Below are 19,051 nucleotides of genomic sequence, written 5' to 3'. Positions count from 1 at the left end.
TTCTATCGGTTGCGATATAGAACAATCGTTCCATTCTACTCAAGCGTCTTCAGGATGCTGCCCAGGGTGCCGATCAGTTCGTCGATCTGCGCCTTGGAGATGATCAGCGGCGGGCTCATCGCGATAATGTCGCCGGTGGTGCGGATCAGGATGCCGGTCTCGAAGGCCTTGACGAAGGCCGAGAACGCCCGCTTGGTCGGCTGGCCGGCAATCGGCTCGAGCTCGATTGCGCCGATCAGCCCCAGGTTGCGGATGTCGATGATGTGCGGCAGGCCCTTGAGCGAGTGCAGCGCATCGGCCCAGTAGGGCGCGAGCTCCGCGCCGCGGGTCAGCAGGCCCTCGTCCTTGTAGGTCTCGAGCGTCGCGAGGCCCGCCGCCGAAGCGATCGGGTTACCCGAATAGGTGTAGCCATGCATGAACTCGATGACGTGCTCGGGTCCCTGCATGAACGCATCGTGGATCTCGGAGCTGACCAGCACCGCGCCCATCGGGATCACGCCGTTGGTCAAGCCCTTGGCCGTCACCAGGATATCCGGCGTGACGCCGAAATAATCCGCCGCGAACGGCGTGCCGAGGCGGCCGAAGCCGGTGATCACTTCGTCGAAGATCAGCAGGATGCCGTGCTTCCTGGTGATCTCGCGCAGCTTCTGCAGGTACCCCTTGGGCGGGATCAACACGCCGGTCGAGCCGGCCACCGGCTCGACGATCACTGCCGCGATGGTCGAGGCGTCATGCAGCGTCACGATGCGCTCGAGCTCGGACGCCAGGTCCTCGCCGCCCGCCTCGCGCTCGCCGCGGGTGAACTGGTTCTTGCCCGGCGTATGAGTGTGCGGCATGTGGTCGACGCCGGTCAGCAGCGTGCCGAACATCTTGCGGTTGGTGACGATGCCGCCCACCGAGATGCCGCCGAAATTCACCCCGTGATAGCCGCGCTCGCGGCCGATCAGCCGGAACCGGCCGGCATCGCCTTTCACCTTGTGATAGGCGAGCGCCACCTTCAGCGCCGTCTCGACCGATTCCGAACCGGAATTGGTGTAGAGCACGTGGTCGAGCCCCTCAGGCGCGATCGATACCAGCGCATTGGCCAGCTCGAACGCCTTGGGATGGCCCATCTGGAACGCCGGCGCGTAGTCGAGCTCGGCGGCCTGCTCCTGGATCGCCTCGACGATCTTGGGGCGGCAATGGCCGGCATTCACGCACCACAGGCCCGCCGTGCCGTCGAGCACTTTGCGTCCGTCGGAAGTCGTATAGTGCATGTCCTTGGCGCCGACGAACATGCGCGGCGCCTTCTTGAACTGTCGGTTCGCCGTAAACGGCATCCAGAACGCGCTCAGATCGTTCGGCGTGACATTGCGACGGTCGGACACCTTGGACTCCCCCGGAGGCTATTTGTTGAGTTCTGAGGTCAAGTATATTTGGCGCTTGACCTTTGGATGTGTTATCCAGAAATTTGACCAGTTGGAAAAAACGTTATCACTCCCATGCCGCCGATCAAGGTGAAAATGCTGGAGACCGAGGGCGGCAAAGGGGGCGCAAAGGCAGCGCCGTCGAAGCGCCCGCGGGCGCAGACGCGCATCCAGCGCGAGAAGCAGGAAGTCATCCTCGAGGCGGCGCTCGACGTGTTCAGCCGCGAGGGATTCCGCGGCGCCACGATCGACCAGATCGCCGAAGCGGCGGGGATGTCGAAGCCCAATCTGCTGTACTATTTCCCGCGCAAGGAAGAGATCTACCAGCGCCTGCTCGCCGAGATGCTCGATGTCTGGCTGGCGCCGCTGCGTGAGATCGATTCGGTCGGCGATCCGGTCCCCGAACTCCGCTCGTACCTCCGCCGCAAGCTGGAGATGAGCCGCGACTATCCGCGCCAGAGTCGGCTCTTCGCCAACGAGATGCTGCAGGGCGCGCCCCGCGTGCTCGAAATGCTGGAAACCGACCTCAAGGCGCTGGTCGACGACAAGGCCAAGGTGATCGAAGGCTGGATGGATGCCGGCAAGATCGTCCGCACCGACCCCTACCACCTGATCTTCTCGATCTGGGCCACCACCCAGCACTATGCCGATTTCGACGTGCAGGTCCGCGCCGTGCTCGGCAAGGACCGCGGCGGCGAAGGCCGCTTCGAAGACGCCGCCCGCTTCCTCGAAAACCTGTTCCTGCACGGGTTGCTGCCAAGTAAGTGATGCCAACTCTTTGTTGGGGTTGACCTTTCGCGTCGCTTCCGCGAACACGCCAAAGTCATCCGCCCGCTGGCGGGCAGGGGGGAGTGTCGTGACCAGCCGTGCCGACGAGTGGATTCTCCGCGCTGCAGACGCCTGGGTCCGCCTGACCAATCGCCGCCTGGTGCGCGCCTGCCGGCACCAGTTCGGCCACGTGCCCGATTTCGCTCGCCCGCGCGGCCATGATGCGCTGATGCAGTGGCGTAAGCACTTCGACCACAACCCGCTCTTCGTCACCTTCTGCGACAAACCCGCCGCCCGCGCCTGGGCGCGCCAACGCATCCCCGAACTCGCCACCGCCGAGATCGTCTGGCAGGGCGCGCGGCTGGAGGATCTTCCCGAACAGGCCCTCGGAGACGATTGCGTGCTGAAGGTGAATGCCGGCACCGGCGCCAACTACTTCCCCGGCCGCGGCCGGTGGGATGCCGAGACCCTGCGCCATCAGTTCGGCCGCTGGCTGCGGAGCCCCGCTTGCGGACCGGGGGAATGGGCCTACCACCAGGTGCCGCTCCGCCTCGTCGTCGAGCGCCTCATTGCGCCGCCGGGCGAACTGATCGACCTCAACCTGCGCTGTCAGGATGGCGAGATTTCCTCTGCCTTTGTCGGGGTGAACTGGAAAACCCCGGACGCCGTCGGCTGCTACCTGACCCGTGACGGTCAGCCGTTCTCCCCGGCGGACTCAGCGCTGGTCGAGCGGCTGCTCCGTCCCGGAATATTCGCGCAGGCCAGCCGCCTTGCGCGACAGCTCAGCCACGGCATCGACCACGTCCGGGTCGATTTTCACATTCGCGGCGAGACGCTGTTTCTCGGCGAACTGACGGTCTATTCGTCCTCGGGTTTCGGTGAGGAAGAGCGAGTGGGCGTCGGAGCGCTGATCGAGCGTTCCTGGCTCGCCGCGATCGAGAAATCGTGGTTCCTCGCCACCCCGCAGCCCTGGCCGATGTCGCTTTACCAGGGCGCCTTCCGCCGCTGGGTGGTGGAGCGCCGGCGCGAACTTGCAGCGCCTGAGGTAGAAAAGGCTGGCCGACCGCGCTAGCGCGCGTTCAAGAAAGGTTGCAGACCTTTCTGGTTCGAAAGCGCGACGGAACTTGGAGCATTTCGCCGTTTCAACGAAGCGATGAAATGCACCAGGCGGTCGGCCCATGGCTGGGGCCGCGTGCCTCCCGGCCACTCAGCTGAGCGGCAGCGTCGCCCGGGCCAGCAGGGCGACCAGTTGGCTCTGCTGCTGCGTGCCGGTCTTGACGAACAGCTGCGCCAGGTGGGTGCGCACCGTATGGATGGAGACCTGCAGCATTTCGGCGGCCTGCTTGAGGCTGCACCCCAGAACCAGCGCGCCGGCCACCTGTGCTTCCTTTCGGGTGAGCCCGAACAGCCCAGCCAGGCGCTGCTCCAGGCCCATGGGCGCGTTCGGCTCCAGCGACTGGATGAACACCACGGCGGCCTGCCGCACCGGCAGGCCGTAGAGCCCGGCATCGGGCATCGGCGCCACCGTCAGCGCCAGCCCCCGCCCCAGCCCGTCGGCGGCCGGCACGATCATGTAGCCACCCAGGCCGTGCCGTCCGTCGGGGTCGGCAAACGCATCTGCCAGCAGCCGGCGCAGCCGTATCGTGCCATGGCCGGCCTCCAGCACGCCACGCAGCGCGCCTAGTCCGGCCTTGCGGCTGGCCAGTACCCGCTCCGCGGTGTCGTTGACGCTGAGCAATCGACCATGCGCGTCGACCAGCGCCATCCCGATGCCGAGCCGGTCGTAGGTCTGGTGGCGTTCGGTAAGCCGCAACGCGCCCAGTTCCGATCGCATGTGGCCGATCCGTGTGATCAGCGGCGTCAATCGACGCAACAGCGTCAGGTCTTCCTCATCCACCGGCCGCTGATCGAAACCGCAGCTCGCTCCGAAAAAGCCCGTGAACCTGCCGTGGCTCGCCGTGGTGACGGCCACGAAGCTGCGATCCCCCTGCGGGCGCAACCAGCGGTTGAAGAACACGCTGCGTTCGAACTCGGCACGCGGCATCAGTGTCAAGTCGCTGAGGACCCGGCCGGGTGGCGCGCCGACGACCGGGTTCTCCACCTCCGGCGCGAAGCAGATTTCGCCATAGGCGTCCTCGCATTCGCCATACAGCAGCTGTTGTCGCCCGGTGCCGGCCTCGAACACGCCGACCGCCAGGATGCGTGCCGGGATCATCTGTTTGAATGCCGCGGCCGCGTCCGGCCAGTTGCGTTCGTCGTAGACCGCCGCATAGAGCCGGTGGGTCAGGGCGACGATGTCGTCGGCCGTCACGGCGGTCAAACGCGGCCCTCCCGGTTGATCTGTCGTAATGGCAGCTGCTCGAATGCATCGCCCAGCGGCGCCTGCAACCGCGGTGACGGCAGGCCGTATCGCCCCGCATCGGCCATGGGCCCCACAGGCCGCCCATACTGCGCTTCGCAGTTGCCGCACAGCCCCGTATTCTCATAAGTCCGGGTATCCAGCAGCCCGATGGCGGCGCCTGACGGACTCATCACCTGCTCGAGCTTGCCCCCGGCGACGGTCCAGCGGTCGTGATAAACCGCGACAAACATCAGGTCGGATAGTTGAGCAATGTCTTGGACACTGGCAGGTCGCATGCAATCGACTCTTCAGCTGGCCGACTCCCGGAGGCGCCGACGGTACAATGTCATTAAGTATTACTATCTTGTTATAACGACTTTGCGCTGCCGCGTCAGGTCAGACATCATTCAAATGAATGAGACCAGCTTCACATATGTCGGGAAGGTCAGCGTTCCCGCAGCAACGCCAACACCACCAGCCCCAGCACTGTGACCATCGCGCCGGCGGCGACGCTGACGCTGGCCCAGCCATGCCCGGCCAGCCCCTCGAATACGATGACGAAGGCCGGCACCAGGTAGCCATAGGCGATGACCTTGGCGGCCGGCAGCCGGGCCGAGGCAAACTGGATCAGAAAGAAGCATACCGCCGTCGGCCCGATGGCGAGATAGAGCACCACCCACCAGACCAGCGCCGGCAGGTGCAGCCAGTCGGTCGAGAGGATCTCGGGCAGGCCGTAAAGGACGATCCATGCTGCCGTCGCCACCATCGTCCAGAAGCTCAGCACCAGCGCCGACTCGCCTCGGTTGAAACGGCGCAGCAGCGGCGTGTAGATCGCATAGGCGACGCAGCCGACGAAGTAGATCAGCTCGCCCTGGCCGATATCGAAACGCAGCAATGCGTTGATATCGCCGCGGAAGATCACCCAGATCGCACCCAGCCCCGCCAGCAGCAGGCTGACCAGCACCGCGAACCCCGAGCGCTGCCCGACGATGAAATACGCCGTCACTGCCGTCATCAGCGGCACCAGCGTGTAGACCGCGCTGGTCGCCACCGGCTGCGTCATGGTCAGCGCGATGAACATGGTGACGAAATAGACGGCGGTCAGAAAGCCGTTGATGCCGAAGCGCCACGGCGCCGGTGGGAAGGCGAACCTCTGCCGCGCCACCCCGAAGGCGAACGCCCCCATCAGCAGCGCTGCGAGGACGAAGCGCAGCGCGTTGAGCGGTACGGCGTGGATATAGGGCACCGTCAGCGCCCCAAAGGTGAACGAGCCGGCGATCAACGCCGCGAACAGCAGCATGGCGAGGTGCGACAGCACTCGCTGGCGCTTCGCGTCTGTGCCCTCGATGCTGATGCCGGCGACGCTCACGGATGGCCTAGAGCGCGTAGGCGATGACGAGCAGGAAGGCGCCGCTGAGCCCGGTGTTCATGATGAACGACTGCACATGCGGCTTCTGCTCCTCGCCGCTGAACTCCCAGAACGGGTGAAACAGCACGGTAGCGAGGACCAGGAAAACGATCAGCGCCAGCCCGCCGAGCAGCCCGGCAAACGGCACGAACGGCGCCAGCATCGTCAACGCGCCGCCGACGATCTGCAGGGCCACCCCGAACTTCGCAGCCGTCTCCGGCTGCGCCACCTTCTTGCCCGCGAGGAAACTCGCAAGGCCTGGAATGCTCTTGATGTTGCGGATGCCGAAAACCACGAAGGCGCCGCCCAGCAGGAGGTGGGCGAGAGAGAACAAAGTCGAGAACATGCGCGAAGCTCCTCAGATGCGTGCAGAGCGCTTTGTGGAAAAGTCGTGAGACTTTCCGCCTCGAAAGCGCGGCCAATCAAAAAGACTGGAGCACCTCGCCGCTCCGCCGAAGCGGCGAGGTGCTCTTGTTACAGGACAACGACGCACGGGGCAGGCCGAAATCGACACCGGCCCACCACAATTGTGCGTCGATCAGGCGGCAACCGTTTCCGGCGCGACGGCATGCAGTGTGCGCAACCCGACGGTCACCCGGTTCCACACGTTGATCGTGCTGATCGCCACGGTGATGTTGGCGATCTGCTCCTCGGTGAAATGCGCCCTCAGCGGCTCAAATGCCTCATCCGGCGCCCGGGTATCGGCCAGCAGGGTCAGCGCTTCGGTCCAGGCCAGCACCGCCCGCTCGGCATCGCTATAGACCGGCGACTCGCGCCACACATTGACCAGGTTGATCCACTGGTCCGGGAGCCCGGTATGGCGCGCTTCCCTGATGTGCATGTCGACGCAGTAGGCGCAGCCGTTGATATGTGAGGCGAGCAGCTTGATCAGGTGGATGTAGCGGGGTTCGAGGCCGGTTTCCTTGACCACGAAGCGGTCGAGTGCCGCCACGGCCCGGTAGGTTTCGGGCGCAACCTTGGTGATGTCGAGGCGAGCTCGCATGGGGGATAGTCCTTCTTGCTTGGGGGAAAGATCAGTCGGCGGCCGGACGCCGCTCGTGGCGTTCGCGAAAGGCGCAGCTGCGCCCTGCTATGGCGTTGCCGAGCTCGGTATCCGGATTGTACGCCAGTTCCGCGATGCTGACCTTGCGCAGCTCATCGCGATAGGCGCGTTCCGCCTTCAGCATGGCGGCGCTGACGCCGCATGGCTTGGCGAAGAATTTCTGGGGCAGGGGATCAGGTCCCCGTTGCCGGATCTCGCTGCAGCGGAACGCCGGTCCGGCCCCCTCGAGCGCCAGCACCACGTCGAGCAGCGTGATCTTCTCCGCCGCGCGACCCAGCCGATAACCGCCGCGCGGCCCCGGCACCGAGGCGAGCAGGCCCGCCCCAGCCAGCGCCTGCAGGTGCTTGAGCAGGTAGCTGGTCGAAACGCCGTGATACTCCGCCAGCGCCGCCGCCGGCATGGCGCCGTCGGGCTGCAACCCGCTCAGCATCAGCATGCAGTGGATGGCCTGCTCCACCCCGTCGCCCAGCTTCATCGTCCAACTCCTATCCTGGATAAAGTTTATCCATGATTCTGCTGGGAGTCGAGTGCCGCGGCTGTAGCGGTGGGATCGTCAGGCCGCGGCAGCCAGGGTGGGGGAATCGGCAAACACGAAGGCGTGCCCGGGCAGAGCCTTGGCGCGGTAGAGCGCCGCGTCGGCGGCGGCGACCAGTCGGGTGCGATCATCGCCGTGCTCGCTGCCCATGGCGATGCCGATGCTGGCGCCGATCTGGATCTGTGTCGTGCCCAGCCGCACCGGCTCGTTCAGCGCCACGCCGATATCGGCCGCCAGCTCCGCCAGTTCCGCCCGCGAGGTCGGCGGCGACCGGAGGAAAGCGAACTCGTCGCCGCCGATCCGCGCCACACAGTCGCCATCGCGCGCCAGCCGCTTCAGCCGATCGGCCACGATCCTCAGCACGTCGTCGCCCGCGCCATGTCCAAAGCTGTCATTGACGTGCTTGAAGCCGTCGAGATCGAGGTAGAGCAGCGCTGGGCCATTCACCGTTTGACTCAAGCGTTGGTCGAAACCCAGCCGGTTGTGGAGGCCGGTCAGCGCATCTCGCGCCGCCAGTTCCTGCGCGGCGCGTCGCCGCGCTTCGAGCAGCCGCGTCAGCCGATAGAGCCGGTTCAGGACGATGCCGATGCCGCCGAGGAACAGCGCGCTGGCCAGCAGCCGGATCGGCGCCAGGTGCTGCGCCAGTTCGGTGCCGATCTGCCTCGGCGTCCACATCAGCTGGGTCTCGGATTCGGGAACCGCGATGGCCACTTCGCCTGGCTGCAGGCTGGCCGCATCGCCGAATCGCGCGCCGTTCAGCACGTAATCCTGTGCCAGGCGGTTCGCACCGGCTGCGTCCGGCCGCCCGTCGCGCAACACCACCTCGAGCGCCACCCGTGCCCGTTCGGTTTCGGCGGTGATCGCCGTTTCGTTGATCGAAAGGACCGAGTAGCCGGCGGCGATCACCACGCTGAGGCCCAGCAGCGCGATGGCGAAGATGCTGATGATCAGGAGGCGCCGGGGGTTGGGCAGGCTGAGGTCAGCCGTCATGGCAATAGCGTCGGCTCCACGACCCGAACCGACCGTGCCTGCACCGTGCTGCGCCATCATCCCCTCCACGTCAGGCGGACGCTACGGCGCGGGAGTTTGCCAATCCCTTATCGCCGACAGCCCTCGTCGGCGCATGGTTGAACAATGGTTACGCCCAAGTGGCAGTTGGCCCGCCCCAACCGCCGGCCCCCACCTCCCCCTTGAAGGCGGAGGCAAGCGCATATGGCGGCAAGAGACACCAGCTCACCTTACTCCCCTTGAGGGAGAAGGTGGCGCACAGCGCCGGATGAGGGGTACGCGCAACGCAGTGTAGCGCGCTCCGAGCGCAGCGAGGAGCGATCCAGTGCGCGGAGAGATACCCCTCATCCGCCCTTCGGGCACCTTCTCCCTCAAGGGGAGAAGGCACAGGGGGTGGTGCCCACGCTTGATACCTCGCTTACTCGGCCGGCTCAACCGACTTGCGCATCGGGTTGTTCGGGTGCGTCGTCCAGTTGGCGTAGGTCGGCTCCACCACCTTCTTGGTCCGCTCGTCGAGCATGCCCGGCTCCAGCTGGATCATGGTGATGCAGTCTTCCACCGGGCAGACATTGACGCAGAGGTTACAGCCGACGCACTCGTCGTCCATCACCTCGAAGTGCCGCTTGCCGTCCTTCTCCTTCATGATCGCCTGGTGCGAGGTATCCTCGCAGGCGATGTGGCAACGGCCGCAGCTGATGCACTTGTCCTGGTCGATATGCGCCTTGGTGATGTAGTTGAGGTTGAGGAACTGCCAGTCGGTGACGTTGCGCGTGGCGCGGCCGGTGAAATCGTCCAGCGTCGCGTGGCCCTTTTCGTCCATCCAGTTCTTCAGCCCCGAAATCATCTCCTCGACGATCTTGAAGCCATAGACCATGGCCGCGGTGCAAACCTGCACGTTGCCGGCGCCCAGCGCCATGAACTCCGCCGCGTCGCGCCAGGTGGTGACCCCGCCAATGCCCGAGATCGGCAGCCCGTGCGTTTCGGCGTCACGGGCGATCTCGGCCACCATGTGCAGCGCGATGGGCTTGGCCGCCGGGCCGCAATAGCCGCCATGCGTGCCCTTGCCGTCGATCGTCGGCATCGGCGCGAAATTGTCGAGATCGACGCCGGTGATCGAGTTGATGGTGTTGATCAGCGATACCGCGTCGGTGCCGCCGTTCTTGGCCGCACGCGCCGGACGGCGCACATCGGTAACGTTTGGCGTCAGCTTGGTGATCACAGGCATACGCGTATGCGCCTTGCACCAGCGCACGATCATCTCGATGTACTCGGGCACCTGGCCTACCGCGGCACCCATGCCGCGCTCACTCATGCCGTGCGGGCAGCCGAAATTAAGCTCGACGCCGTCGGCCTCGGTCTCCTCGACCACGGCGAGGATGGACTTCCAGCTTTCCTCGGCGAGCGGCACCATGAGCGAGACGACCACGGCGCGATCCGGCCAGTTCTTCTTGACTTGTTTGATTTCCTGCAGGTTCTTCTGCAGGTCGCGGTCGGTGATCAGCTCGATATTGTTGAAGCCGAGCAGCCGCCGGTCGGCACCCCAGATCGCGCCGTAACGCGGTCCATTGACGTTGACCACCGGCGGGCCTTCTTCGCCCAGCGTCTTCCACACCACGCCGCCCCAGCCCGCCTTGAAGGCGCGCTCGACATTATACGCCTTGTCGGTCGGCGGCGCCGAGGCCAGCCAGAACGGGTTGGGCGACTTGATCCCGACGAAGTTGTTGCGGATGTCGGCCATGGCGTCCCTCCTCAGTTTCCAGCGAGATAGCGGTTGATGCTCTCGGCCGCGTCGCGACCCTGCGCCACCGCGGTCACCGTCAGGTCGTCGCCGGCTGCAATGCAGTCGCCGCCGGCCCAGACGCCCGGTCGCGAGGTGCGGCCCTCGGCGTCCGTCTCGATGCGGCCGGCGTTCAGCGCCAGCCCTGCTGCCGTCTCGTCCTCGAGCGTCTGGCCGATCGCCTTGAATACCTGGTCGGCCGGCAGCGTCAGCGTGTGACCCATGCCGCTCAGGCGCCCGTCCTTGAGCTCGGTGTATTCGAGTTCGATCCCGGTGACCTTGCCGTTCTCGCTCAAGACGCGCTTGGGCTGCAGCCAGTGCCGGATGGTGACGCCCTTCGACGCCGCCAGATCCTGCTCGAAGCTCGAGGCGTTCATGTGCTCCTGCCCGCGGCGATAGCAGATGGTCACCTCTTCGGCGCCGAGAAGCTTGGATTGCACGGCGGCGTCGATCGCCGTCATGCCGCCGCCGATCACCACCACGCGGCGACCGACGGGGAGCTTGGAGAGATCGTCGCTCTGGCGCAGTTCGGCGATGAAGTCGACTGCATCGGCAAGTCCGTCAGGGCCGTCCGTCTCGCCTTCGGCCCGCAGCGCATTGACGCCGCCCAGCCCGATGCCGAGGAACACCGCGTCGTGGGTCTCGAGCAGTCGGTCGAGCGTCAGATCCTGCCCCAGCCGCTGACCCAGCGCGATCTCGATGCCGCCGATCGAGGTGACATAGTCTACCTCCGCCTGTGCAAAGCCGTCCGGCGTCTTGTACGAGGCAATGCCATACTCGTTGAGCCCGCCTGCCTTGGGGCGCGCGTCGTAGATCACCACGTCGTGCCCGTGCACCGCCAGCCGGTGCGCGGCAGCGAGGCCAGAGGGACCGGCGCCGACCACGGCGATGGTCTTGCCGGTGGCGGGCGCGCGGGTGAAGAACTGCGCATTCTCCTCCATCGCGATATCGGTGGCATAGCGCTGCAGCTGGCCGATCTTCACCGGCTTGCCTTCGGCCTCCATGCGGACGCATGCGTCTTCGCACAGTTGCTCAGTGGGGCAGACGCGGGCGCACATGCCGCCCAGGATATTCTGCTCGAAGATTGTCTCGGCCGCGCCCAGCGGGTTGTCCGTCGAGATCTCCCGGATGAACATCGGGATATCGATCTCGGTGGGGCAGGCGTTCATGCACGGCGCATCGAAACAGAAGTAACAGCGATCGGCCTCGACGAAGGCCTCGTGCCGGTCGAGCGCCGGGTGCAGGTCGGAAAAGTTGCGTGCGTACTGGCCGGGCTCGAGTCGCCCGGATGCGATGCCTTGTTTGAGCATTCCCCCGCTCATCGGCAGCTCCCTCTCTCCTTAGAGCCATTCCAGACTAAGGACGCTAGCGCAGCTCCGAAATTTTATCAATTGGTCAAAAATAGGAATTTTGGGCTCACCTCGCAGCCATCCACGCTGGCGGAAATTCCCTCGTGGCGATTGGATCTGGAGGCCGTTTGCCGGTCTTTGCGACCGAAATCGTGCCTTATTCTGTCGATCGGCGGCGGCTTCCGACGATGTTTTCGCGCCCGGCGGAGAAAAACTTCGCACCGCGGCATCCCTTCCGAGTCATTGGCCAAACCCGGACAAGTTTCTGGAATCTCGCGCAAAATCCCGCCGAGGCCGGGTAATGCTACTGATGCATTTCCGCAACGGTTGCACTTGGAAGGGCGGTGTTCATTTTCGGTTCATATTGTCGCCACACCGCCAAAGCCTTCTCCGGCCATCGTAAACAAGCGTGAGTAGTCCAAGGTTGAATAGGAAAATCGTTCTGGTCGCCGCAGCCCTCGTGACGGGCCTTATGACCTCAGTCACAGGCGCAATGGCAGATCAGTGCGGTGGGGCGTCCTGGTATGGACCAGGTTTCCACGGCAAGAAGACGGCCTCGGGCGAGCGGTTCAATGAGAATGCCATGACTGCGGCCCACAAGACTCTCCCCCTCGGCACGGTCGTGAAAGTCACGAACCAGCGGACGGGCAAGTCGATCAAGGTCACGATCAACGACCGCGGTCCCTTCGCCAAGGGCCGCATTATCGACCTCAGCAAGGCAGCTGCTGCCAGGCTCGGCACCAAGAATGCAGGTGTCGGCAAAGTGTGCGTCGCCAAGCTGTAAAAACCGAATGGCGCTCGGGGCAGGGTTGAGACCTGTCCGCTTTGAGCGTGTGGCCAACGGCCGATCGGTTCGCAAGATCAGGGGTCGCCCAGGTGAGATGGGCGGCCCCTTTGCTTTTGCCCGGGAGCGCTTTCAGGAAAAGCTGGTTCGGCAGCGCGACAGACGCCGCCCTAGATATCGTTTGCCGCGTTGAGTTCGCCGGTCGTCAGCCCGTCCTCCTCGGGGTCGAGCGGATGCGGCTCCGCCCCGATGACTGCCTCGATATCCACGGCCAGCTTGGTGAGATCGAGATCGGCAACCTTCTCCACCGGCTGCCGCTGCAGCGCGTGCTTGAGCGCCTCTTCGATCAACTGGGTGCGCCGGGCTTCGTCAACCACCATTGCCATCGATCTTGATCCCTCCCTCGTCGACGCGGATCTCGAGCGCCGGCTTCTGCGATTCCTGGTAGGCGATGTAGATGCCGAAGCCGACGGCGAGCGCCGCGAGCACTGCGATGACGGTGTAAAGCGAACTTCTGCTCATGCCGGTTCCTCTGACGCTGTTCCAAGGGAGCAACGCGTCAGCCCCGCCGCAGGTTCAATCGGCGATCGAGCGAAGCGCCCCGACGAATGATGCGATCCCGTCGTCGAGCCCGGCCGAGTTGTCGATGATCCGAGGCACGATCCCATCCGGCACCGGTGCGCCTTCGCGCTGCAGCCGTGCCTCAATGTCCTCGGCGCTCTCCCGGCCACGCCCGGCCAGGCGCTTCGCCCGCACCTCCGGTCGCGCCGTCACTAGCAGCACATGGCAGCTGGGGTACTTCTCTATCGCCCGCTCGATCACCTTGCGCGAGGTGTTCACCACCACGATCCGCCCGGCCACCATTGCCGCGTCGATTGCCGCCGGCACGCCATAGCAGAGCCCATGCGCTTCCCAATCCAGCGCATAGGCGCCGCGCAGCTTCTGCCGGCCGAACTCGTTGACGTCGATGCTGTCGTGATCCTCGAGCTCGACCATCGCCGTACGCGTCACCACCCGGCGCGGGAAGCTGAAGCGATGATCGTCGGCGAGGGCCGCCTTGGCCGCGCCGATCAGCGTATCCTTGCCGGCGCCCGACGGTCCGACGACGAGCACGAGGGCGCCGTGGCTCATCAGCTGACCCGCTTGCCCTGCCGCCACACAGCGCGCACCACCGGCACCGGGTCGGTCCGCCGCACCCGCACGAGGTCGGCGCGCTTGCCGATGGCAATCTCGCCGCGATCATTGAGGTGCGCCGCCGCTGCCGGCCGCGAGGTCACCATGCCCACCGATTCCGGCAGCGTGATGCTGTCGGCCACTTCCGGCAGCAGGAAGGCCGCGTAGATCAGCGAGAACGGCACATAATCCGAGCTCAGGACGTCGAGCACGCCTGCCCGCGCCAGCTCCGCCGCCGAGATATTGCCGTTGTGCGATTTGCCGCGCACCACGTTGGGGGCGCCCATCAGCACGGCCATGCCGGCCTCGTGGCAGGCGCGCGCCGCTTCCATGGTGGTGGGGAACTCGGCAATCGCCATACCGTCGCGCACCGCCTCGTCGACATGCTCGACCGTCGCATCGTCGTGGCTGGCAAAAGCCAGCCCGATCTCGCGGCCGCGTTTCAGGATCGCGGCGCGGTTCTTGTCGGCATACTTGTCGCGCTCGGCCTGCCGGTCGGCGATGTACCGCGCCATCTCGGCGTCCGACAGACGCAGCTTCTTCTGGTAGTAGGCGATGTAGTGGTCGAGCGTCGTGTATTGGCGCGCGCCCGGCGTGTGGTCCATCAGCGAGGCGAGCCCGACGATCGGGTTGCTGCAATTGTCCTCGAAGTGCTGCGCCACGTCGGGCGTCGCCAGCTCGCACCGGAGGTGGATGTGGTGGTCGGCCCTGAGCCGGTCGCCGGCATCGGCCTCGGCCACCGCGTCGACCATGGCGCGCACATCTGCAGTGATGTCGCCGACCTCCGGGTCCGAACCGATCCGCACGGCGTCGAACACCGTGGTGATGCCGGCGCCGGCGACCTGCGCGTCGTGGCTCTGCAGCGCCGCGATGGCGTTCCAGGTCACGCCCGGCCGCGGCCGGTAGTGGTTCTCGAAGTGATCGGTATGGAGCTCGACCAGGCCCGGGATGACATAGTCGCCCTCCACGTCCTCGCCGGCCCGCACCGAGCCGGCGTCGATTGCCGCGATCACCCCGTCGCGCACCAGCACCGAGCCGGTCACCACCTCATCATTGAGAACGATACGAGCGTTAGCGAGCGCGAATTCGCTCATCGGCGGCCTCCCCAGTGAGAATGAAATCGCCGAGGCGCATAAAGGGCGCCCCCGGCTCAGGCTCGTGGAACAGCACTAACCTGTCCAGTGTGGTGTCGGCTTCGGCCAGCGGGCCGAAATGCGCCGCGGCAGCGCGCGCATAGGCCTCGCGCTCATGCTCGGGCAGCCGGTCGGTCAAGGTCATGTGGAAGCGGAACTGCTCGAACACGTACGGGTAGCCGAAGCGGTCCATCAGTTCGATCTGCCGCTCGCTCAGGTGTCCGCCCTTGAGCCGCCGTTCGCGCTCGGCCGCCGAGGGCAGCGCACGGAACGGTTCGAACGCCTCGACCACTTCGGCCGCAAAGTCGGTGAGCTCGCGCGGCTGGTCTGCCGGGATCAGCGCCAGGAAGCCGTCGATCAGGTGGAGTTTCAGTCGGCCGATCGCCACCGGCACCGCCCCGGCGGCGAAATCGGCCAGCGCGTCCTCGAGTTCGGCGCGCGACTTGCCGGCGGCCAGCGTCATCGGCGCCTTGATCGTGGCGTGGAAGCCGTAGCGCCGGGCCGACACGCTCCGGTCGAACAGCGCGTCGCGCGCCGTGCCGGCGAGCGGGCCATCGAGCGCTGCCCCGCTCAGCGGGTCGCGGCCGAGCCACTCGGCGGATTTCGCCCAGAGCGGCTCGGCCGCACCGGGGGCGTAGTAGATGGCAAAGCGCTCGGGCATCGGGGACTTCAGGCTCGGCAAGGGACGGGGCTGACTAGCCCCGTTCGATGTCAGTTTTTTGTCAGCCCGACAAGCTGTCCACTGCCGGGTTCAGCCGAAGCTCAGATGACGCGCGCCACGCAGTCGGCCGCCTGGTTCGCGGTGCCGTCCAACACATTGTCGGCGACCAGCGTTTCGCCGCCGGCCAATGGGCTCAGCAGCGCAAAGAAGCCGCGCTTGCCCTCGCTCTTCAGCTGCCATTTGATCCGGGTGCCCGGCGGCAGCGCTTCGGCACTGTGGTTGACGACGACGATAGCGTTCGGAGTCCCCGAAACGGCGCAGCTCAGTTGGACATTGAGCCCGAAATGCCGGGTCTGCAGGGGCGGCTCGGGGACGTAGTCGGACTCGCCCCCGCCGTCGCTCGATGTGGGTGAGCCCGTGTCGATCGCGCCAGGAGGAGCCAGCCCATCGATCGGGCCGGGCCCGTCGGCGGGCCCGGTTCCGTCGATCGGCGGCAGGCCGCCGCCGGGGTCGAGGGGAAGCACGTCGCCGGCATAGGTCGCTCCAGCAAACGGCGACAACATCAGTGCCGCGAGCAACGCGCCCGCGAGAGGACGAATTCTGTTCATTGTTGTTTCCTGCGCAGGCCCATCGATCGCGTCCACGATCGATGCCTGACTATGTCGTTGGTTTCTTGCGGCGGCAACTAGGTCCCGGCGCTTGAACTCAGCGTGAGGTGGCCATTTAGCCCTTGTTCAGCAAGACCAGCTGTTAACGTTGCGCATCGGACACAGACCGGGCCGTGCCTTCTTCTGGCGCGCCTCCTGGAAGATGCGAGCTGTACCGGGCATGAACGCGTTGCCGGCCCGGTGCTTGCCTCGGCCGATCGTCGCCGCCAATATCGACGGCAAATCAGCACCCCGGGGCTTCATGGATCGCGACCTTCTCGAACGGCTCTATCATCGTGCCGTCGACGCGGCTCAGCCGCAGCACGCCATCGCCGCAAACCTGCCGGAGCCGCCAAAGGGACGGACCATCGTGATCGGCGCCGGCAAGGCTTCGGCCCAGATGGCGCGGGCGTTCGAGCTGGCCTGGTCCGGCCCGATCGACAGCGGCCTCGTGGTCACCCGCTACGGCTACGGCACGCCCTGCGAGCGCATCGAAATCGTCGAGGCCGCCCATCCGGTGCCCGACATGGCGGGCTACCTCGCCGCCCGCCGGTTGATGGAAAAGGTCTCCGGCCTCGGCCATGACGACCTGGTGGTGGCGCTGATTTCGGGCGGTGGCTCGGCGCTGTTGCCGCAACCCGCGGCTGGTCTCAGCTTCGAGGACGAGCAGGTGGTCAACGAGATCCTGCTGGCCTCGGGCGCGCCGATCTCGGTGATGAATGTCATCCGCAACGAGCTCAGCGCCATCAAGGGTGGTCGCCTCGCCGCCTTGGCGTCGCCGGCCCGCGTCGCCACCCTCATCGTCTCCGATATCCCGGGCGACGACCCGTCGCTGGTCGCCTCCGGCCCGACGGTGCCGCTGAGCTCGGGCCGCGCCGAAGCCCGCCACCTCGCCGCGCTCTACCGGCTGAAACTGCCGGCAGCTGCCGAACAACTGCTGGCCTCCGATCTCAACCCGGCGCCGCGGGCCGGTGATCCGCGCTTCCTGCACAACACCGTCCGCATCATAGCGTCCGCCGCCTTGTCGCTGGAGGCAGCGGCCGCCGAGGCCCGCCAGGCGGGGCTCGAAGCCCATATCCTCTCCGACGCGATCGAAGGCGAAGCGCGCGATGTCGCGTCCGTCCACGCCGCTCTCGCTCGGGAGATCAGGACTCGCAACCGTCCGTTCGCCAAGCCTGCGCTGCTGCTGTCGGGCGGCGAGACCACCGTCACCATCCGCGGCGATGGAAGGGGCGGCCGCAACGCCGAGTTCCTGCTCGCCTTCGCTCTCGCCATCGATGGCATCGATGGGATCACCGCGCTGGCTGCCGACACCGACGGCATCGACGGGGCAGGCGACAATGCCGGCGCCGTCTGTGACGGCCACACTGCGGCGAGGATGCGCGCCGCCGGCATCGACCCGCGTCGCGCGCTGGCCAACAACGATGCCTACAATGCCTTCCGTGCCGTCGGCGGCCTGCTGCTGACTGGCCCCACCGGCACCAACGTCAACGATTTTCGCGCCATTATCGTGCGGTGAAGGCTGGGGAAGGCCGACCGCCGACTGCGCTGGACGTTATTCCTCGACCCACGAGTCGAACGTGCCGTCCTTGCTGAGGCGCGCCACCATGTAGCCGCCGCGCTGACGCGGCCGCACCTCATAGTCATAGTCCTTGCCGTCCATCGCCCGCTGTAGGTTGGCGGCGCTCTCGGCGCTTTCCGCCGAGGCGAACACCTGCGGCACGCTGTTGCCTTCACTGACGAATGCTCGCGACATGGCGGCCTCCTGTTGCCTCCAGCATAGCGCACCTTAGGCAGCCGGACGATTTTCCTTGGTGAGGAACTTCCCTTTCCACCGCCCATGCCTTTAAGTGCGGCCGCTTTCAGGGAGTGTTTCGGCAATGGCCAAAAAGAAGATCGCCGTCATCGGGATCGGCAAGATCGCGCAGGATCAGCACCTGCCGGTGATCGACAAGAGCCCGGATTTCGAGCTTGCGGCCTGCGTCTCGACTCGCGGCCTCGGCCATCGTGACGTGCCGGTGTTCAAGACCCCGGCCGAGCTCTACAAGGCCATGCCCGAGGTGAAGCTCGTCGCCATCTGCACCCCGCCCGGCGTGCGCCACGCCTATGTGCGGCAGGCCATCGATGCCGGCAAGGACGTGCTCCTGGAAAAGCCGCCGACCCCCACCATCACCGAGTTCGAGGACCTCGTCGCCTATGGCGAAAAGAAGGGCAAGGTGCTCTTCCAGACCTGGCACTCACGCTACAATGCCGCCGTCGACACCGCCAAACTGATCCTCAAGGACGAAGGCGTCGCCTCGGTCCGTATCGACTGGAGCGAGAGCGTCCGCAAGTGGCACCCCGGCCAGGAATGGGTGTGGGAGCCCGGCGGCTTCGGCGTCTGCGATCCGGGCATCAACGCCATGTCGATCTTCACCAAGATCATGCCGTTCCCAGTCTTCGTCGAAAGCGCGCGGCTGAAATTCCCGGCCAATCGCCAGACCCCTGTTGATGTCGAGATCGTCTTCAAGTCCGGCGAAAAGCACCAGCCCAAGCTCAGCGCCGGCTTCAACTGGTTGGAGGAGTCCGGCGAGATCTGGACCATCACCATCGAAACCCGGAAGGGCACCCAGCTGAAGCTCGAGCGGGGCGGCACCGTGCTCACCGTCAATGGCAAGGAAACCGTCGCCAACCCCTCCGAGGAATACGAGGCCATCTACGAGCGCTTCGCCAAGCTGTTGAAGAAGGGCAAGTCCGAAATGGACGGCTCGCCCCTCAGGCTGATCGGCGATGCGTTCCTGCTCGGCGCTCGCGAAAACGTCGACGAGTTCCACTGGTAGGACGAACACTTCGGGACGGAACGGACGGGCCGGTGCGCGCTGACCCCACCCTGTCCCCTCCTCACACCAGCATCTCAGTTTGCGTCTCCCTCCCCCTTGCGGGGAGGGGACAGGGGTGGGGGACAGTCCGCGCCGGACTATCGTTGATGCGCTGTCGAATGCGCGACGCCACTAGACGT

Annotated in this window: 22 protein-coding genes; 5 read left to right on the top strand and 17 right to left on the bottom strand. The window is 65.9% G+C overall.

Annotation, left to right across the window (positions count from 1 at the left end; translation table 11 throughout):
* Positions 1-35: 35 nt before the first annotated feature.
* Positions 36-1,367, bottom strand: coding sequence for an omega-aminotransferase AptA (gene aptA, locus AC1ROK_RS09610; protein WP_492846167.1), 1,332 nt, complete (start codon positions 1,365-1,367; stop codon positions 36-38).
* Between the two features lie 135 nt (positions 1,368-1,502).
* Between aptA and AC1ROK_RS09605 the strand changes: the two genes are divergently transcribed.
* Together AC1ROK_RS09605 and AC1ROK_RS09600 are read left to right on the top strand one after the other, a co-directional pair.
* On the top strand, positions 1,503-2,174 hold the full coding sequence (locus AC1ROK_RS09605; RefSeq protein ID WP_492846391.1) for a TetR family transcriptional regulator C-terminal domain-containing protein: 672 nt from the start codon (positions 1,503-1,505) through the stop codon (positions 2,172-2,174).
* 88 nt (positions 2,175-2,262) lie between these two features.
* Positions 2,263-3,246, top strand: coding sequence for an ATP-grasp fold amidoligase family protein (locus AC1ROK_RS09600; protein WP_492846166.1), 984 nt, complete (start codon positions 2,263-2,265; stop codon positions 3,244-3,246).
* A 135-nt stretch (positions 3,247-3,381) separates the two neighbouring features.
* Here the strand turns inward: AC1ROK_RS09600 and AC1ROK_RS09595 are convergent, their stop codons facing one another.
* The 9 genes from AC1ROK_RS09595 to AC1ROK_RS09555 form a co-directional block, all read right to left on the bottom strand.
* Positions 3,382-4,485: a helix-turn-helix transcriptional regulator gene (locus AC1ROK_RS09595; RefSeq protein WP_492846389.1), complete on the bottom strand. Its 1,104-nt coding sequence runs from the start codon at positions 4,483-4,485 to the stop codon at positions 3,382-3,384.
* Between the two features lie 5 nt (positions 4,486-4,490).
* Positions 4,491-4,811 carry a hypothetical protein gene (locus AC1ROK_RS09590; RefSeq protein WP_492846164.1) on the bottom strand — a complete coding sequence of 107 codons (321 nt, stop codon included), beginning with the start codon at positions 4,809-4,811 and terminating at the stop codon, positions 4,491-4,493.
* 149 nt (positions 4,812-4,960) lie between these two features.
* Entirely contained in the window at positions 4,961-5,884 is a 924-nt protein-coding gene (locus tag AC1ROK_RS09585) for a DMT family transporter (protein ID WP_492846162.1), read from the bottom strand.
* Between the two features lie 7 nt (positions 5,885-5,891).
* Positions 5,892-6,269, bottom strand: coding sequence for a DoxX family protein (locus AC1ROK_RS09580; RefSeq protein ID WP_492846160.1), 378 nt, complete (start codon positions 6,267-6,269; stop codon positions 5,892-5,894).
* A 192-nt stretch (positions 6,270-6,461) separates the two neighbouring features.
* Positions 6,462-6,926: a carboxymuconolactone decarboxylase family protein gene (locus AC1ROK_RS09575; protein ID WP_492846158.1), complete on the bottom strand. Its 465-nt coding sequence runs from the start codon at positions 6,924-6,926 to the stop codon at positions 6,462-6,464.
* Positions 6,927-6,957: 31 nt separating this feature from the next.
* On the bottom strand, positions 6,958-7,461 hold the full coding sequence (locus AC1ROK_RS09570; protein WP_492846156.1) for an RrF2 family transcriptional regulator: 504 nt from the start codon (positions 7,459-7,461) through the stop codon (positions 6,958-6,960).
* A 78-nt stretch (positions 7,462-7,539) separates the two neighbouring features.
* Positions 7,540-8,568, bottom strand: coding sequence for a diguanylate cyclase domain-containing protein (locus AC1ROK_RS09565; RefSeq protein ID WP_492846154.1), 1,029 nt, complete (start codon positions 8,566-8,568; stop codon positions 7,540-7,542).
* A 379-nt stretch (positions 8,569-8,947) separates the two neighbouring features.
* Positions 8,948-10,267: an NAD-dependent dihydropyrimidine dehydrogenase subunit PreA gene (gene preA / locus AC1ROK_RS09560; protein ID WP_492846152.1), complete on the bottom strand. Its 1,320-nt coding sequence runs from the start codon at positions 10,265-10,267 to the stop codon at positions 8,948-8,950.
* An 11-nt stretch (positions 10,268-10,278) separates the two neighbouring features.
* Positions 10,279-11,628, bottom strand: a complete 1,350-nt coding sequence (locus tag AC1ROK_RS09555; protein ID WP_492846150.1) for an NAD(P)-dependent oxidoreductase — start codon at positions 11,626-11,628, stop codon at positions 10,279-10,281.
* Positions 11,629-12,127: 499 nt separating this feature from the next.
* On the opposite strand from AC1ROK_RS09555, the gene AC1ROK_RS09550 reads away from it, so the two are divergent.
* Positions 12,128-12,439 (top strand): septal ring lytic transglycosylase RlpA family protein, encoded by a 312-nt coding sequence (locus tag AC1ROK_RS09550; protein ID WP_082527963.1) that lies wholly within the window; start codon positions 12,128-12,130, stop codon positions 12,437-12,439.
* 170 nt (positions 12,440-12,609) lie between these two features.
* On the opposite strand, the gene AC1ROK_RS09545 is transcribed toward AC1ROK_RS09550, so the two are convergent.
* The 6 genes from AC1ROK_RS09545 to AC1ROK_RS09520 all read right to left on the bottom strand — a co-directional run bounded on the left by AC1ROK_RS09545 (position 12,610) and on the right by AC1ROK_RS09520 (position 16,014).
* Complete coding sequence (locus tag AC1ROK_RS09545) at positions 12,610-12,825, bottom strand: hypothetical protein (protein ID WP_492846148.1); 216 nt, start codon at positions 12,823-12,825, stop codon at positions 12,610-12,612.
* Positions 12,809-12,961, bottom strand: coding sequence for a hypothetical protein (locus AC1ROK_RS09540; RefSeq protein WP_197421105.1), 153 nt, complete (start codon positions 12,959-12,961; stop codon positions 12,809-12,811). The genes AC1ROK_RS09545 and AC1ROK_RS09540 overlap by 17 nt, the downstream gene beginning before the upstream one ends.
* A 54-nt stretch (positions 12,962-13,015) precedes the next feature.
* Positions 13,016-13,570: a phosphonate metabolism protein/1,5-bisphosphokinase (PRPP-forming) PhnN gene (phnN, locus tag AC1ROK_RS09535; protein ID WP_492846145.1), complete on the bottom strand. Its 555-nt coding sequence runs from the start codon at positions 13,568-13,570 to the stop codon at positions 13,016-13,018.
* A complete protein-coding gene (locus tag AC1ROK_RS09530) occupies positions 13,570-14,706 on the bottom strand; it encodes an alpha-D-ribose 1-methylphosphonate 5-triphosphate diphosphatase (protein ID WP_492846143.1) in 1,137 nt (378 codons plus the stop codon). Before AC1ROK_RS09530 ends, phnN begins: the two co-directional genes overlap by 1 nt.
* Positions 14,684-15,406 (bottom strand): DUF1045 domain-containing protein, encoded by a 723-nt coding sequence (locus AC1ROK_RS09525; RefSeq protein ID WP_492846141.1) that lies wholly within the window; start codon positions 15,404-15,406, stop codon positions 14,684-14,686. Before AC1ROK_RS09525 ends, AC1ROK_RS09530 begins: the two co-directional genes overlap by 23 nt.
* 101 nt (positions 15,407-15,507) lie before the next feature.
* Positions 15,508-16,014 (bottom strand): hypothetical protein, encoded by a 507-nt coding sequence (locus AC1ROK_RS09520; protein WP_492846139.1) that lies wholly within the window; start codon positions 16,012-16,014, stop codon positions 15,508-15,510.
* A gap of 301 nt (positions 16,015-16,315) precedes the next feature.
* On the opposite strand from AC1ROK_RS09520, the gene AC1ROK_RS09515 reads away from it, so the two are divergent.
* Positions 16,316-17,572: a glycerate kinase type-2 family protein gene (locus AC1ROK_RS09515; protein WP_492846137.1), complete on the top strand. Its 1,257-nt coding sequence runs from the start codon at positions 16,316-16,318 to the stop codon at positions 17,570-17,572.
* A gap of 36 nt (positions 17,573-17,608) precedes the next feature.
* Here the strand turns inward: AC1ROK_RS09515 and AC1ROK_RS09510 are convergent, their stop codons facing one another.
* Positions 17,609-17,809 (bottom strand): hypothetical protein, encoded by a 201-nt coding sequence (locus AC1ROK_RS09510; protein WP_055998793.1) that lies wholly within the window; start codon positions 17,807-17,809, stop codon positions 17,609-17,611.
* A 124-nt stretch (positions 17,810-17,933) separates the two neighbouring features.
* Between AC1ROK_RS09510 and AC1ROK_RS09505 the strand changes: the two genes are divergently transcribed.
* Positions 17,934-18,872 carry a Gfo/Idh/MocA family protein gene (locus AC1ROK_RS09505; RefSeq protein ID WP_492846135.1) on the top strand — a complete coding sequence of 313 codons (939 nt, stop codon included), beginning with the start codon at positions 17,934-17,936 and terminating at the stop codon, positions 18,870-18,872.
* Positions 18,873-19,051 lie beyond the last annotated feature (179 nt).

This window comes from Devosia sp. GW821-FHT12F11 (assembly GCF_058806655.1).
The sequence above is the reverse complement of the archived record's forward strand: the minus strand, read 5'-3'. Positions and strand labels throughout refer to the sequence as shown.

Coding starts and splice junctions, on each gene's coding strand:
- AC1ROK_RS09605 (WP_492846391.1), top strand. CDS start 1,503: ATGCTGGAGACCGAGGGCGGCAAAGGGGGCGCAAAGGCAGCGCCGTCG.
- AC1ROK_RS09590 (WP_492846164.1), bottom strand. CDS start 4,811: ATGCGACCTGCCAGTGTCCAAGACATTGCTCAACTATCCGACCTGATG.
- AC1ROK_RS09580 (WP_492846160.1), bottom strand. CDS start 6,269: ATGTTCTCGACTTTGTTCTCTCTCGCCCACCTCCTGCTGGGCGGCGCC.
- AC1ROK_RS09575 (WP_492846158.1), bottom strand. CDS start 6,926: ATGCGAGCTCGCCTCGACATCACCAAGGTTGCGCCCGAAACCTACCGG.
- AC1ROK_RS09570 (WP_492846156.1), bottom strand. CDS start 7,461: ATGAAGCTGGGCGACGGGGTGGAGCAGGCCATCCACTGCATGCTGATG.
- AC1ROK_RS09565 (WP_492846154.1), bottom strand. CDS start 8,568: ATGGCGCAGCACGGTGCAGGCACGGTCGGTTCGGGTCGTGGAGCCGAC.
- preA (WP_492846152.1), bottom strand. CDS start 10,267: ATGGCCGACATCCGCAACAACTTCGTCGGGATCAAGTCGCCCAACCCG.
- AC1ROK_RS09555 (WP_492846150.1), bottom strand. CDS start 11,628: ATGAGCGGGGGAATGCTCAAACAAGGCATCGCATCCGGGCGACTCGAG.
- AC1ROK_RS09550 (WP_082527963.1), top strand. CDS start 12,128: ATGACCTCAGTCACAGGCGCAATGGCAGATCAGTGCGGTGGGGCGTCC.
- AC1ROK_RS09545 (WP_492846148.1), bottom strand. CDS start 12,825: ATGGCAATGGTGGTTGACGAAGCCCGGCGCACCCAGTTGATCGAAGAG.
- AC1ROK_RS09540 (WP_197421105.1), bottom strand. CDS start 12,961: ATGAGCAGAAGTTCGCTTTACACCGTCATCGCAGTGCTCGCGGCGCTC.
- phnN (WP_492846145.1), bottom strand. CDS start 13,570: ATGAGCCACGGCGCCCTCGTGCTCGTCGTCGGACCGTCGGGCGCCGGC.
- AC1ROK_RS09530 (WP_492846143.1), bottom strand. CDS start 14,706: ATGAGCGAATTCGCGCTCGCTAACGCTCGTATCGTTCTCAATGATGAG.
- AC1ROK_RS09525 (WP_492846141.1), bottom strand. CDS start 15,406: ATGCCCGAGCGCTTTGCCATCTACTACGCCCCCGGTGCGGCCGAGCCG.
- AC1ROK_RS09520 (WP_492846139.1), bottom strand. CDS start 16,014: ATGAACAGAATTCGTCCTCTCGCGGGCGCGTTGCTCGCGGCACTGATG.
- AC1ROK_RS09515 (WP_492846137.1), top strand. CDS start 16,316: ATGGATCGCGACCTTCTCGAACGGCTCTATCATCGTGCCGTCGACGCG.
- AC1ROK_RS09510 (WP_055998793.1), bottom strand. CDS start 17,809: ATGTCGCGAGCATTCGTCAGTGAAGGCAACAGCGTGCCGCAGGTGTTC.
- AC1ROK_RS09505 (WP_492846135.1), top strand. CDS start 17,934: ATGGCCAAAAAGAAGATCGCCGTCATCGGGATCGGCAAGATCGCGCAG.